General features: G+C 72.0%; 15 protein-coding genes. 7 read left to right on the top strand and 8 right to left on the bottom strand.

The window, feature by feature from the left end:
* Positions 1-64 precede the first annotated feature (64 nt).
* From AB0F71_RS36530 to AB0F71_RS36510, 5 genes are all read left to right on the top strand, one after another.
* Positions 65-1,126: an aspartate-semialdehyde dehydrogenase gene (locus AB0F71_RS36530; protein ID WP_360244414.1), complete on the top strand. Its 1,062-nt coding sequence runs from the start codon at positions 65-67 to the stop codon at positions 1,124-1,126.
* A gap of 249 nt (positions 1,127-1,375) precedes the next feature.
* Positions 1,376-2,656, top strand: coding sequence for an NYN domain-containing protein (locus tag AB0F71_RS36525; RefSeq protein ID WP_360244411.1), 1,281 nt, complete (start codon positions 1,376-1,378; stop codon positions 2,654-2,656).
* Positions 2,657-2,791: 135 nt separating this feature from the next.
* A complete protein-coding gene (locus AB0F71_RS36520) occupies positions 2,792-3,745 on the top strand; it encodes an ABC transporter ATP-binding protein (RefSeq protein WP_360244471.1) in 954 nt (317 codons plus the stop codon).
* Positions 3,742-4,551, top strand: a complete 810-nt coding sequence (locus tag AB0F71_RS36515) for an ABC transporter permease (RefSeq protein ID WP_360244408.1) — start codon at positions 3,742-3,744, stop codon at positions 4,549-4,551. Before AB0F71_RS36520 ends, AB0F71_RS36515 begins: the two co-directional genes overlap by 4 nt.
* A gap of 95 nt (positions 4,552-4,646) precedes the next feature.
* Complete coding sequence (locus AB0F71_RS36510; protein ID WP_360244405.1) at positions 4,647-5,426, top strand: hypothetical protein; 780 nt, start codon at positions 4,647-4,649, stop codon at positions 5,424-5,426.
* 112 nt (positions 5,427-5,538) lie between these two features.
* On the opposite strand, the gene ybaK is transcribed toward AB0F71_RS36510, so the two are convergent.
* From ybaK to AB0F71_RS36470, 8 genes are all read right to left on the bottom strand, one after another.
* Positions 5,539-6,033, bottom strand: a complete 495-nt coding sequence (gene ybaK / locus AB0F71_RS36505; protein ID WP_360244402.1) for a Cys-tRNA(Pro) deacylase — start codon at positions 6,031-6,033, stop codon at positions 5,539-5,541.
* Between the two features lie 29 nt (positions 6,034-6,062).
* Positions 6,063-6,794, bottom strand: coding sequence for an LON peptidase substrate-binding domain-containing protein (locus AB0F71_RS36500; protein WP_360244399.1), 732 nt, complete (start codon positions 6,792-6,794; stop codon positions 6,063-6,065).
* Between the two features lie 77 nt (positions 6,795-6,871).
* Entirely contained in the window at positions 6,872-7,708 is an 837-nt protein-coding gene (locus AB0F71_RS36495; protein WP_360244396.1) for a hypothetical protein, read from the bottom strand.
* Between the two features lie 143 nt (positions 7,709-7,851).
* Positions 7,852-8,643: a hypothetical protein gene (locus AB0F71_RS36490; RefSeq protein WP_360244393.1), complete on the bottom strand. Its 792-nt coding sequence runs from the start codon at positions 8,641-8,643 to the stop codon at positions 7,852-7,854.
* Between the two features lie 28 nt (positions 8,644-8,671).
* Positions 8,672-9,568, bottom strand: a complete 897-nt coding sequence (locus AB0F71_RS36485; protein ID WP_360244390.1) for an aldo/keto reductase — start codon at positions 9,566-9,568, stop codon at positions 8,672-8,674.
* Positions 9,565-10,752 (bottom strand): cupin domain-containing protein, encoded by a 1,188-nt coding sequence (locus AB0F71_RS36480; RefSeq protein ID WP_360244387.1) that lies wholly within the window; start codon positions 10,750-10,752, stop codon positions 9,565-9,567. Before AB0F71_RS36480 ends, AB0F71_RS36485 begins: the two co-directional genes overlap by 4 nt.
* A gap of 13 nt (positions 10,753-10,765) precedes the next feature.
* A complete protein-coding gene (locus AB0F71_RS36475) occupies positions 10,766-10,906 on the bottom strand; it encodes a hypothetical protein (protein WP_360244384.1) in 141 nt (46 codons plus the stop codon).
* Between the two features lie 181 nt (positions 10,907-11,087).
* Positions 11,088-11,582 carry an ATP-binding protein gene (locus AB0F71_RS36470; RefSeq protein ID WP_360244381.1) on the bottom strand — a complete coding sequence of 165 codons (495 nt, stop codon included), beginning with the start codon at positions 11,580-11,582 and terminating at the stop codon, positions 11,088-11,090.
* Positions 11,583-11,785: 203 nt separating this feature from the next.
* On the opposite strand from AB0F71_RS36470, the gene AB0F71_RS36465 reads away from it, so the two are divergent.
* A complete protein-coding gene (locus AB0F71_RS36465) occupies positions 11,786-13,099 on the top strand; it encodes a helix-turn-helix transcriptional regulator (protein WP_360244378.1) in 1,314 nt (437 codons plus the stop codon).
* Complete coding sequence (locus tag AB0F71_RS36460) at positions 13,096-13,920, top strand: methyltransferase domain-containing protein (RefSeq protein WP_360244375.1); 825 nt, start codon at positions 13,096-13,098, stop codon at positions 13,918-13,920. Before AB0F71_RS36465 ends, AB0F71_RS36460 begins: the two co-directional genes overlap by 4 nt.
* Positions 13,921-14,154 lie beyond the last annotated feature (234 nt).

Raw genomic sequence — 14,154 nt, 5'->3', positions numbered from 1 at the left:
CGCGTGACAAGGCATGATGGGCAGAGTGCGGCTGTAGACAGCACCATTCAGAGGAGTAGTCGGAATGAAGATCGGCATTGTCGGTGCCACCGGCCAGGTCGGCGGCGTGGTCCGCGAGATCCTGGCGGAGCGGGCTGGTCGTGAAGGTGGACTGGGCCCGGTGGAGCAGCTGCGGCTGTTCGCCTCGGCCCGTTCGGCCGGGCGCACGCTGCCCTGGCAGGGCACCGAGGTCACCGTCGAGGACGCGGCCACGGCCGACTACACCGGCCTGGACATCGTGATCTTCTCGGCCGGAGGCTCCACCTCCAAGGCCCTGGCCCCCAAGGTCGCCGCCTCCGGCGCCGTCGTCATCGACAACTCCTCCGCCTGGCGCCGTGACCCCGAGGTCCCGCTGGTCGTCTCCGAGGTCAACCCGGAGGCCATCGCCGACCGGCCCAAGGGCATCATCGCCAACCCCAACTGCACCACCATGGCCGCCATGCCCGTGCTGCGCCCGCTGCACGAGGAGGCGGGGCTCGCCGCCCTGGTCGTCTCCACCTACCAGGCCGTCTCCGGCAGCGGCGTCGCCGGTGTCGCCGAGCTGCAGGACCAGGCCGCCAAGGTCGTGGACGGCGCCTCCGCGCTGGCCCACGACGGCTCCGCCGTCGAGTTCCCCGAGCCCAAGGTCTACCGGCGGCCGATCGCCTTCAACGTGGTGCCGCTGGCCGGCTCCATCGTCGAGGACGGCTCCAACGAGACCGACGAGGAGCAGAAGCTCCGCCACGAGAGCCGCAAGATCCTCGGCATCCCCGAGCTCAAGGTCGCCGGCACCTGCGTGCGCGTCCCGGTCTTTTCCGGCCACTCGCTCCAGATCAACGCCCGCTTCGAGCGCCCGATCAGCCCCGAGCGGGCCGCCGAGCTGCTCGCCGCCGCCCCCGGCGTCGAGCTGTCCGAGATCCCCACCCCGCTCCAGGCCGCCGGTCAGGACCCGAGCTACGTCGGCCGCATCCGGGTCGACGAGACGGTGGAGCACGGCCTGTCGCTGTTCGTCTCCAACGACAACCTGCGCAAGGGCGCCGCGCTCAACGCCGTCCAGCTCGCCGAGCTGGTCGCCGCCGAGCTGCTCGCCGCCGAGCTCAAGGGCTGATCCGGGTCAACCCCGCGTGACGTTTGGCGGGCCCCGTCGTTGAACGGGGCCCGCCTTCGTGTTTCTTTGCGACTCATTGGGGCGGCTGTTGCGTGACCGGGACATCCGCCGAGGTTCGGGCCGCGAACCTGGGGGAAAAGGTGACCCAACGATCGGGCGGTCAGGGGCCCCCTCACCCCGCACGCCGGGTCGACGGGCGGACCGCCCACCCAGACCGACCTTCGAGGGCGAGCGGAAAGAGGTGCGCGGATGGACCGCTGTGTCGTCCTGGTGGATGCCGGATACCTGTTGGGTGCCGCCGCCAGCCTGCTCGCCGGAGACCCCTCCCGCTCCAAGGTCACCGTCGACCACACCGCGCTGATCAGCGCCCTGCGCGAACGCGCCGAGGCCGAGACCGGGCTGCCGCTGCTGCGGATCTACTGGTTCGACGCGGCCCCCGACCGCCGCCCGATGCCCGAGCACCGGCGGCTGCGGGTGCTGCCCCGCGTGACCGTGCGGCTGGGCGCCCTCACCCGGGCCGAGGGGCGCTGGGTGCAGAAGGGCGTCGACGCCGCGATGCACGCCGAACTCTCCGAACTCGCCCGTAACCGGGCCTGCGCGGACGTCGTCCTGATCACCGGCGACGGGGACCTGCTGCCCGGCATGATGACCGCCAAGGAGCACGGCGTGGCCGTGCACCTGTGGGCGTTGCAGGCCGCCGACGGGGACTTCAACCAGTCCGAGGACCTGGTCGGCGAGGCCGACGAGCGGCGGGTCCTGGACCGCGAGTGGATCGAGGGGTCCTTCTCGCTGCGCGACCACTCCACCGTCTTCCCGGCGCCCGGGACGGGCGGCGCCCGGCAGGAGATCGCCAAGATCCTCGCCGCCCCGCCGGCCCCGCTGCCCAGCGTGGTGCCCCCCGGCGTCCGGCCGGCCGCCGCCGAGGCGGTGCCCGAGGCGCCCGCCGCGAACGGGCGGCCCCAGCCGGCCGCCGCCCTGCGGGTGGTGCCCACCCCGAAGGACCTCGCCGGGCGGGTCTCGGCCGTCACCCCGATCACCGCGGCGGCGAACGGGCACGCCAACGGACACGCCGCGGCCGGACAGGCCGCCAACGGGCAGCCGACCGGCGGACCGGTGCTGCGCTGGTCCTCCGACCGGGGCTGGGTCGACCGGCCCGCCCCCGAGCCGTCCGTCACCGCCGGGGACGGCCTGCCCACGCTGGCCCAGCTCACCACCGCCGAACAGCGCTGGGCCGACCGCGAGGAGGACATCACCACCATCGGCGGCGACGCCCACGAGGTCGGGCAGGTCTTCGCCCGCCGCTGGAGCGACCGCCTCGGCGACCTCGAACGGCTCACCCTGCTCTGGCCCGACTACCCGCGCATCCCGCACCGGGTCGACGGCGAGCTGCTGCGCTACGCGGCCCGCTTCGGACTGCTCGCCCACAAGGACGACCAGATCGACGAGCACGACCGCTACGCCATCCGGGCGGGGTTCTGGAAGGAACTGGCGGCCCGGGTCCCGGGCGGGTCGATGGTGGTGGACGACTGACGCGTCCCGGCGGCCTCCGGCGACCGGCCTCCGGCGACCGGCCCCCGTTGTCCGGTTCGCCCGTGTGAGCGCGTAAAGTCTCCGGTCGTGGAAGAGACGGCCGGGCGAGCACCCCAGGACACCCCCGCGCCGTGCGTGGCCGTACGCGATCTGGTCCGGACCTACCGCACCGGGCGCGGCGCCGCCGCCACCGAGATCCGGGCCAACGACGGGATCAGCCTGACCGTCCGCGAGGGCGAGGTCTTCGGGCTGCTCGGGCCCAACGGCGCCGGGAAGTCCACGCTCGTCCGCCAGCTCACCGGCCTGCTGCGGCCGGACTCCGGCTCCGTCGAACTGCTCGGGCACGACATCGTGCGGCACCCGGAGCGGGCCGCCCGGCTGCTCGGCTACCTCGGGCAGGAATCCACCGCGCTGGACGAGCTGACTGTCGCGCTGGCGGCCGAGACCACTGGACGGCTGCGCGGGCTCTCACGCGCGGCCGCCCGCGGCGCGGCCGCGGAGGTCCTCACCGAACTCGGGCTGGAGCCGATCGCCGGCCGGCCGCTGGCCAAGCTGTCCGGCGGGCAGCGGCGGCTCGCCTGCTTCGCGGCCACCCTGGTGGGGGAGCGGCCGCTGCTCGTCCTGGACGAACCCACCACCGGCATGGACCCGGTCGCCCGGCGGGCCGTCTGGTCGGCCGTCGACCGGCGGCGGGCCGAGCACGGGACGACGGTGCTGCTGGTCACCCACAACGTGATCGAGGCGGAGACCGTGCTCGACCGGGTCGCCGTGATCGACGAGGGCCGGGTGATCGCCTGCGACACGCCCGGCGGGCTCAAGGCCCTGGTGGACGGCGACGTCCGGCTCGACCTGGTCTGGCGGGACGAGGCGCCGATCGGCGTCCCCGCCGTCGCCGAACTGGCCGCGCGCGCCGAACGCACCGGGCGCCGCTGGACCGTCCGCACCACCCCCGAGCAGGCCCGCGAACTGGTCGCCGCCGTCACCACCGGCCCGGCCTTCGCCGCCCTCGACGACTTCACCCTCGCCACCCCGAGCCTTGAGGACGCCTACCTCAAGCTGGGCGGCCGCCACGGAGGACTGGCCAAGTGACGCTGCTCTCGGTGCCCCCGCGGACCGGCCGGGCCACGGCCGGCGCCGCCCCGCTCGCCCCCGCCGCCCGGCTGCTGCCCGCCCTGGCCGCGGTGTACCGGGCGCAGCTCACCCGGGCGAAGGTCGCGCGGATCCCGCTGCTGTTCGTGGCCACCTTCCAGTCCGTCGGCATCCTGGTGATGATGCGGGGCGTCGTGGACGGCGGGCAGACCTCGGCGGCGCGGTCGGTGGTCGCCGGGTCGAGCGTGCTGGTGGTGGCGTTCGTCGCGCTCAACCTGCTGGCCCAGTACTTCGGGAAGCTCCGCGCCACCGGCGGCCTCGACCACTACGCGACGCTGCCCGTCCCGGCCGCCTCGGTGGTGCTCGGCGCGGCCGCCGCGTACGCCTCGTTCACGCTGCCCGGCACGCTCGTCACGGCCGGCATCGGCGCGGTGATGTTCGGGCTGCCGCTCGGGCAGCTGTGGGTGCTGCTCGCCGTGGTGCCGCTCGCCGGGGCGGCGCTGTCCGGGCTGGGCGCGGCCTGCGGGCTGCTGGCGCCGCGGCAGGAGATCGCGACGATGCTGGGGCAGCTCGGCATGTCGGCGGCGCTGCTGCTCGGCGTGCTGCCGGTCGACCACCTGCCGCAGCCGGTGCTGTGGCTGCGCGACCTGCTGCCGTCGACGTACGGGGTGGAGGCGTTCGCGCGGACCTTCGCGCCGGAGCCGGACTGGGGCATGGTGCTGGCCGACCTCGGGGTGTGCGCGGGGGTGGGCGTGGTGTCGCTGGCCCTGGCCACCTGGGCGTACCGGCGGGCTGTCGCGCGGTAGGGCGTTGCCGCGGGTGGGTTCGGCGGATCTTGCCGGGTCTGCGGTGCGGTGGGCGGTGCGGCCGTTCGGACGGGCGTCGTGAAACGATGGGACCCGTGACCGTACCGAACACACCTCCGGAACCCGCCCGCGCCGATGTGCCGGCCGAGCCGGGAGCCGTACCCGACCCGTTCGCACCGCCGCCGGCCTCCGACCAGGAGCCGCCCGCCGGCCTGCCCACGGCGCCGCCCGCGGGCGGGCGCCGGGTGCCGGACGAGCTGCGGATCGGCGCCGGGGTGGTGCTGGTGTGCCTGCTGGCCGGACTGGTGATGGCCGGGCTGTGGGCCTGGCTGGCGCCCAAGGTGCCGCTGGTCGTGGACGGCGACCGGATCCTGTACGTCGACCCCGAGGGCGAGCAGCGGGCCGGCGCCGACGCGGTGTTCGTGCTGATCGGGCTGGGCGCCGGCAGCCTCACCGCGCTCGGGGCCTTCCTGGTGACCCGCAAGCGCGGCGGCGGGATCTCGGTCGCGCTGGGGCTGGCGATCGGCGGACTGCTCGGCTCGTACGGGGCCTGGAAGCTCGGCCGCTGGCTCGGGCCGAGCGACAACCTGATCGGCGAGGCCCGGCGGGTCGGCAACGGCGGGCACTTCGACGCGAGCATCGACCTGGGGGCGATGGGGGCGCTGCTGGTGTGGCCGATGGTGGCGATGGTGGTGCTGCTGGCGCTGTCGGCGGCGTTCGGGAAGCGGGAGGAGGACCCGCCGCCGTACTGGGGGGTGCCGGCCGGGTCGTACGGGGACCCGGCGGGGCCTCCTGCGGAGGTCGCTCCGGTGGACGCCGGGCCGGTCGCCCCGGTGGACGCCGCTCCGGCGCCGGAGGACCGGCGGCAGGGCTGAGCCCTTGAGCGGGGCGGAGGGCGCAGGGGCGACGGGCCGGGTACCGGTCGCGGCCTCCCCGCCCCGCGCCGTTCCCCGCGCCCCTTGGCGGGTTTCCAGGGGTCTCTGCTTCTCAGCGGGCGATCGGGGCGGTGCGGGCGTTGGTGAGGGCGATGAGGTCGGCGGGGGCCAGTTCCACTTCGAGGCCGCGGCGGCCCGCCGACACGTAGACGGTGGGGTGCGTCAGGGCGCTGGCGTCGACCACGGTGCGCAGCGGGCGGCGCTGGCCGAGCGGGGAGATGCCGCCGAGGACGTAGCCGCTGCTGCGTTCAGCGGCGGCTGGGTCGGCCATCGCGGCGCGCTTGCCGCCGACGGCCGTGGCCAGGGCCTTGAGGTCGAGCTGGCCGGCGACCGGGACGACGCCGACGGTGAGGGTGCCGTCCACGTCGGCGACCAGGGTCTTGAAGACCCGCTCGGCGGCCACGCCCAGGGCCTCGGCGGCCTCGCCGCCGTAGGAGGCCGCGGCCGGGTCGTGCTCGTAGGCGTGGACGGTGTACGGGACGGCGGCGGTCTCCAGGGCGACGGTGGCGGGCGTGCCCTGGCCGCCCTTCTTCGGCTTCTTGGCCATGCGCGGGTGCCTCGGGTCGGTGGGGGCGGTCAGTTGGGGCTGAACGACTGGCGGGTGAGGTCGACCGCGGGCAGCGAGGGCAGCCAGCTGAGCACCGCGCTCTCGCGGCGCAGCAGGTCGAGTTCGATGCGCAGCCGCTGGGCGGTGTCGGGGCAGGCGAGCAGCCGCTGCTTGACCGGGGTCTCGAAGACCGAGGCGGCGGCGACCAGGTAGGAGAGCACCTGGGGGTCGTCGGGCAGCTGCTGGCGGCCGTGGGTGCTGGCCTCGCGGGCGCCCGCCAGGCGCTTCTGGTAGACCCGGAAGGCCCGCTCGACCTCGGCGGCGAGGGCGCCGGAGCCCTCGCCGGGGCGCTCCTCGACCGGCTCGATCTCACCCGTCAGGTACGGGCCGCCGACGTCGACCGAGCTGAGCCGGAACCGGGTGGTGCCGGTGACCAGCAGCTCGTAGCGGCCGTCGGGCTGGGGCTGGACGGAGGAGACGTCGGCGACGCAGCCGATGTGGTACACCGCCTCCAGCGGGTCCCCGGTGACGGTGCCCAGGCCGTCGAGCGGCCCGGCCGGGCCGTCCTCGGCGGGGCGGACCGGGGCGACCTCGCGGCCGTCCTTGATGGCGAGCACGCCGAAGCGGCGCGGCTCGTCCTCGGGCTGTTCGAGCAGGTCGGCGACGAGACGGCGGTAGCGCTCCTCGAAGACGTTCAGGGGCAGCACGAGGCCCGGGTAGAGCACGGTGTTCAGCGGGAAGAGCGGCAGCCGTTCTGTCACGGCGGACAGCGTAGTTCCCCGGGCCCCCACCGTGTCGCGCGGTTACCGGAGCGCCGACCCGTGGACACGCACCGTGTTCACGCGGTGGTGAACAGACCGTGCCCGCGCAGCGCTGCGCGGGCACGGGCGGCGCCGCCGGGTGCGGCGGTGGCGCCGGTACCGATCGCGGGCGTTCTGGTGCCGCCGAGGCCCGCGCAGGTGCGGCAGATGCCGGGGTGGGGCACGGGGTCGTGGCACTTGGCGCACTCGGCGGGGGCGGCCTGTGGTGCTCGGGCGGGTGGCAGCTTGCGTTGGAGGCGGTCGCGCAGGATCGCCACCGGGGAGTGCATCGGCGAGGGCAGGCCGGGGAGCAGGGCGTGGGCCAACTCTGCTGGGGTGCTGCCGCGTTCCAGCCACTGCGACACGAGGGGCGCGAGCTGCTGCGCCTCGGCCTCGCCGAGGCGCAGCCGGGGCTCGGGGCGGATCGCGCGGAAGAGCGCTGCCACCGCCCTGCGGGTCTGTTCGTCCGCCGGCGTCAACTGGGTGGGGAGGGTGGGTACTTCTCCCGGGTTCTTTACTACAGGGCTGTCAGGCGGACCGGTCTCGGGCTCACCGGAAGCCGGGTGGGGGACAGCTGGTGCCGGTCGGGGGGTGTCGAAGACGTGCGCCTCGGAGCGGATGGTGCCGTCGGGCAGCCGGAGCGTGTCGACGCGGTAGTACCCGGCGTCCTTCAACTCCTTGAGCGCCCGGCGAACTGCGCCGCGCCCCTGCTGGCTGGTGTCGGCCATGTGCCGCCCGTCCTCGCGCCAGCCGTCGGGGCGGGAGAGGAGGTCTGCGAGCAGGCCCCGGGCGGTGTAGCTGAGGCGGCGGTCCTGGAGGAGGCCGTTCGGAAGTACGGTGAAACAGCGCGCCTGGGCGCTACGATGGATCTGCATTGGGAGTTGCTGCTCCTGTGCCGGACCCCGGGGTGTTGGTAGCACCGCCGGGGTCTTCTATGTTCTGTTGATGATGCGGAAAGTAGCACAGTCACTACGCTGGGTGCCAACCGTTTGCGAGGACAAGGCGATGGAGTGCTGCGTCACCCCTCCGTCAAATATGCAAGACGTGCCCGTAGTGCCCTCTCCAGTCCGAGGTTGTCGCCCCGGGTGGTTGTTTGCAGCAGTTCGGTGATGACGACGAGTTCTGCGAACCTCCCGGCAGGGGTATCGAGGATGTGCCCGAGCTGCCGCCGGATTTCTGCGGCCGTGTCAGGTACGAGGAGGCTGTACGAGTACAACAGCGCCGCGTCGTACCCGGCAGGCGCGACGCCCCAGCCTTCCCAGTCGAGGACCGAGAGAGACGGACTTGTGAGGTTGGCCCAGTGCAGGTCACCGTGGGCGGTCGTCCAGGCGGGCACCGTGGTGTCGATCGGGATGCCCAGGTACTGGGGCATGGCGCGATCCAGGTATTCCTGCCGGACCGCCACCCGGTCGCTGGAAACGGTGGCAATGGCGTCGAGGGCGGTGCTGAGCCCCTCCCACCAAGCATCGTTCAGGTCTGGTGCTTCCCGGAGGATCGGCTCGTGGGTGGTGACGGTGGGGGCGGTGACCTCGTCGTACAGCTCTGCCAGGTAGCCGTGCTCGTCCTCGGTCCAGGTGAGCCGCTTCCGGAGGCGTGGCCTGGGGACCGCAGGAGGCATGAGCCGTTCGGCCTCCTGCGGTCCTTCCCAGAGCTTTCCGCAGGCCTTGTCGGCCGGGGCGGACACCAGGCGGAGCCAGCCCTCGCCGGATGCCGTGGCGACTGGACGGCTGAGGGTACGTCCGCGCCAGCCCCACGCTTCGCGGGAGCCGATCGGCGTCGCGTCGAACGCCGTTGCTGCTGCGGCGTGCATCCCGCGCATCCGCCTGGCGGTGTCCGGCTCAGGTTCCGAGTACATCAACGACCCTTCGGAGTGCGTCCGGAGACAGCGACGGTCGGCCGACGGCTTCGGCGGCCTGCCCCCAGTGTTCCGGGTTCCCCGTCGACAGGAGCACGCGCTTCACGCCTGGGGAAGAAGCAACGACGGCGAGGGCGGCCTCGGCAGGGGTCTTGCCAGGGCTGATCAGCTCGGACAGTTCCGGTGGCACCATGCCGGGGATCTCGCCACCGTGGAGCGGGGCGGAGGCGAACACTTCCAAGCCCGCAGCCAGGGCATCGGCCAACGGGCCGTGTCCGTCGAGAGCCTGGGCGACGGGCGCAAGGTGGACGAGGGAGACCGGGAGCTGGATGGCACGCAGGTGATGACTCGGCCCGCCGGCTTTGGCCGCGAGTTCGATCAGCGTGGGTACGTCGAAGAGGCCGCTGCTGAAACCGCGCCAGGTCGCCACTCCATAGGCGCTGATGGCCTGCTGGCTGCACGCCTCCTCCAGGGCCAGGAAGGCCTTGTAGAGCCGGTCGGTGATCTCGCCGTCCGGGCAGCCGTGTTCGGGGTTGTGCACGAACACCAGATCGGGCACCCGGCCGAGCATGCGCCTGCTGCGCGCGAGTTGCCAGGCGATGTAGTCCGGGGCGAGGCAGTGCCCGCGTTCGGCGTCGGCTGCGGACAGGGCACCGGCTCGCACACCGATGTGACTGGCGCTGGCCGGGACGAAGCCCACCTTGGTGGAGACGCGCAGATCCGGGTAGGCAGCCAGAACCACGGCGAGCCACGTCTCCGCCCGGCCGCCCGCGTAGTTGGGCGCGGTGTCCACCCAGTCGGCACCTCGGGAGGCGGCCATCAGCGCGGCCTCGGCCACATCGAGGCAACGGTAGGTGCCGAGGCCCAGCCGGGCCGTCATTGCGCACCACCGATCGCGGCGGCCTGGCCGTCGACCAGCTCCGTCACGACACCGGCCGCCTGCCCGAGAGTGATGCCTGCGGCCTGTGCGAGATCGGCCAGCCGGTGAGGTTCCCCGTCGGCGAGGAGCGCGAGCATCGGCTCGGCCTTGGCGGCAAACGTCCACTCCTCACCGCCGGCGGTCAGCCGGACGGTGCCGTCGGCCCCAGCCGCCAGCGCGGGCCGCGTGGTGACCAGGCGCACCCGAAGGTCGGCGTCCGGTGGGATCGCCGTGATGTGGGGCAGCGACGGCGCGAGGCGGGCTCGCTCGGTGGCGTCGCGAGCGGCGGAGAAGCGGGCGATCAGGCCGTCGCTTTCCAACTCGGCCGCGAGGAGCTTGCCGATGGTGTCGAGGAAGACGCGTTGCTCCTCGCCGGTCCCGAAGCGCGGGATGTCCGCCCGGACGGCCTCGTGGGCGCGCAGCATCTCCGACAGCCAGGTGATCAGATCGGCGCCCGTCGTGCTCTGCAGCCCGCACGTGACGTGCAGCGAGTGTTCGCCCTCGGAGGCGGCGACAGCGTGCCACCAGCCCCGAGGCAGATAGAGCACATCGCCGGCGGTGAGGACCAGATCGGCGACGGGCTCCTCGGGCGGCGGTTCCGGCGTCTCTACGTCGCGGTGCATCGGCACCGTGCGGGTGGGGCCGTAGATGCGCCAGCGCTTCGCGCCGTCGAGCTGGACGACGACCACGTCGTGATCGTCCCAGTGGACGCCGAAGCCCTCGGTGCCGGTCCAGGAGGCGTACAGGTTGACCTGTACGCCGGTTCGCAGCCAGCGCTCCAGCTGGCCGGCCAGAGCACCGATACCGGGGTGGAGCTCGTCAACGGCGTCCAGGACCAGCGTGGCACCCTCGGCGAGACGCTTGTGCAGCTCGGAGGGCTGGAGCTGGTGCCAGACGGTGCTGCGCCGGGTGGTGATCGGTCGGGAGTACGTGTACGCGGGCACCTGCTCCCCGTTGACGGCGAGGCGGAAGCGAGGCGGTTCGAACCGGTGGTGGGTCAGGATGGTGTTGAGGTCATCCCAGCTCATGAGTCCGGTGAGTGACGCGGCTTCACCGCGTGCGACCTTGAAGCTGCGGCCGAGCGTCTGGGCGAGGAAGTCATCCCCGCCCAGACGCTCAACCACCGAGAAGTGCTCGGCGGTCATCGTGACGCAGCCGTCAGTCGTTGGTGTCGGTTCGACCGGTGGAGCCGCCGTCCGACGGCTGCTCGCCACGCGAGCGGGCCGCGGCGACCTTCGCGCGGGCGACCAGCAGACCGTCGCCCTCCAACTCGGTGTTGTTCGCAAGGTTCTCGGGCATGAAGCCTCCTTCGGAGTCATGGGGCGGGCCGAATGCCCGGCCCCTTCGTGGGTGCAGCGATGGATCCGTTGCCGGGGCAAGCCGCCGGCAAGGAACCTCAGGTGCTTACGCCGCACGGCTGTTGACCAGCGCGGCCACCCGCATCCCCCCCAAGCCCGCGTCGGGGCAGGAGGAAGTCTTGTCAGGCGCTGGTCGGCAGGACATCCCGTGCCTTCGGGGCAGCGGCCCTCACCAGCGCGGTGAGTCGCTCGTCGCCCGAAACGGCGGCGGTGGTGCCGATCTCGAACCAGATCCGTTTGCCAGCGGGGTCCGGCTCGGCGCCCCAGTTCGTCGCGAGCGCCGCCACCAGGAACAGCCCCCGTCCGTCGGTGGCGTCGAGATCGATCCCACCTGCAGCCGGCAGTTCGTGGCCGACATCCGTCACCTCGACGCGCAACCGCTCACCGTCCCAGGACACGCGCACGACGCACGGGGCGGCCGTGTGGGACACGGCGTTGGTGATCAGCTCGCTGGACAGCAACTCGACATCGCGGAGCGCGTCCTCCGCCAGCGGCAAGCCCCAACCGCGCACGGCCCGTATCACCCGCCGCCGGGCGTCCGGCACGGCCTCGGCACTGGGCAGCACGCGAAAGCCGAACGGGGCGAGGGCAGTGGCTTGGCAGGTGGTGACGGACATGAGCGCGGACCTTTCACCGGGACGAGGTCGGCAGCGGGCCGATTCGCGCCGGGATTCACCCGGCAGGTATCTACAGAACCGTCTCCAACGCCGGTGAACCAGAGCAGAATTGATGCGGCAACGAGGCATCCGTGCTGTAAACCTGAGCATGACCTGGCCTGTTATGGCTACGGACGAACTGACGTACCTCTGGAGGACGCGGGATGGCATCCAGGAGGTCCCGGCTGATCCAGCGCAGGGAGGCGGTCGGCCACACTCAGGAATCCCTGGCGGAAGCCCTCGATGTGGACCGTACGACCGTGGGGCGATGGGAGAGCGGTAGGGGTGCCCCACAGCCCTGGATGCGGCCGAAGCTCGCCCGCGCCCTGGGAGTCTCAGTCGATCAGTTGGCCGACCTGCTGGCAGTACCTCCTGTAGCCGTCGAAGCAGCGCCACAGTCCAGCAGCGTCGTCGACGCCTCGGCTCCCGTGCCTGCTCGGCGCGCGGACCACGACAACGATCTCGTAGTGGCTGTGGCAGCCGACTCGGCAGAGTCCGCGTTCTTCCTTCGCTTCGCCAGCGCGTCCAACGTGGACGACACGCTGCTTGAACAGATCGACGCGGACATTGCGAGGCTGGCAGGGGACTACGTGAGCAAGCCGGTGTCCGAGCTCTTCCACGACATCGGAACCCTCCGGCGAGAAGTGTTCGACTTACTCCGAGGCCGTCAACACCCCTACCAGACAAGCCATCTCTACCTGCAGGCCGGACGCATCTGTGGCCTGGCCACCCATGTCGCCCTCGACCTCGGCCAGTACACAGCTGCGGCCACGCATTCGCGAACGGCCTGGCGCTGCGCGGAGTCAGCCGACCACAACGGCCTCCGGGCCTGGATCCGATCCGTCCAGTCCCTGATCGCCTACTGGCAGCAAGACCACCGCCAGGCCGCCGAACTGGCCAGAGCCGGACTGCCGTACGCGGACACCGGGACAATCGCAGCCCGCCTGTTCAGCCTCGAAGCACGGGCCACCGCCGCGCTCGGCGACAGCGCGAGCGCGCTACGAGCGGTGGCAATGGCCGAGGCAGCGCGGAGCGCAGTTGCTGTCGTGGATCTTCCCGGCGTATTCACGTTTCCCGAGGCCAAGCAGTGGACCTACGCAGGTACCGCCCTCCTTGCCCTGGGCACCCGGTCGCATGTGAACCGAGCCATCGAGGCGTCCTCCAGGGCCATCGCCATGTACGAGTCCGCACCGCAGCAGGAACAGTCCTCCGGCGACCTGCTGGCCGCCCGCCTCGACCTCGCCAACGCCTACCTCGCCCACGGCGACCTCGACGGCGTGCGGGAGAAGCTCTCGGTGGTGCTGGAGGCCGTACCGGACCGGCGAACAGCGAGTATCTCCAGCCGCCTTCGGGCGCTGAGCACCCGTCTCGCCGAGCCCGCCTACGCAAGCTCCCCGATCGTCCTGAGTCTCCGTGAGAATGTCAGAGAAGCCTGCTCTCGACCCGCACTTACGAACCCTCCGGAGCTGCCCCAATGACGAGCAACACCGCGCAGCAGGACGCCGCAGTCGCTGACAAGACGATCCTCGCAAACAGTGCCTATGCCGACGGACGCCACCTGGCCGCCCGCCAGTCCATCTACCGGTGGCAGCAACCGCAGTACGACCTGCCCGGGATCGTCGTCGAGGAACTGGCCGGCACGAGCGGGACCGTCTTCGACGTCGGCTGCGGTAACGGCAAGTTCGTCAACCGTCTGCGCAAGGACCGGCCGGACCTTCGGCTCGTCGGGATGGACATCTCGATGGGCATCCTTACGGATGTCGAGAAGCCGGTTCTGGTAGCGGACGCTCAAGCCCTGCCTTTCGCCGACAACAGCGCCGACGCCGTACTGGCCCTGCACATGCTGTACCACGTCAGCGATATCGAGGCCACGATCAATGAGCTGGCCCGTGTCCTCCGGCCGGGCGGCGTGCTCATCGCCTCGACCAACAGCGACACCGACAAGCGGGAGTTGGACCAGCTCTGGGCCCGGGCCGCAGGCGAGATCCTCGGGGTACCAGAGGGCCCGGCGCGGGTCTCGCTCAGCTCCCGCTTCGCGCTGGAAAAGGCTCCCAGCTACCTCAAGGCGGCATTCAAGGACATCCGGGTCCGGGAGTTGCGCGGCACCATCAAGGTCACCGATCCCGCGCCGATCGTCGCCCATCTGGCCTCCTACGCAGCATGGGCCGACCAATGCGGTGTCCCGTTCCACGACACCGTCAACCGGGCAGCCGAGATCGTCACTGCCACGATCGAGGCTCAGAGGTCATTCAGGATCACATGCCTCGGCGGCATCCTGATCTGCCGTCATCCTCTCTAGATCTGCGCAGGAAGTCGGTCTGGTCGACTTCCTGCGCAGGGCAAGAAGCTCGGGCGAGAAGTGGGCAGAGCGAAGAAGGGATCGCGCTTGTCGTTTCGGTGGCCCCGGCCAATTTGGCCGGGGCCACCGCTGATTCTGCAGGACAAACCGGTTGATCGGATTTCGCGAATTTTGAAGAGCGTTCTTCTCGGATCTTCTGCGTATTCGGGCGGCCTGGCCGTTTTACGGCCAGGC

It is taken from the genome of Kitasatospora sp. NPDC028055, assembly GCF_040637885.1.
Lineage (GTDB): Bacteria > Actinomycetota > Actinomycetes > Streptomycetales > Streptomycetaceae > Kitasatospora.
This window is presented reverse-complemented; position numbering and strand designations above follow the sequence as displayed.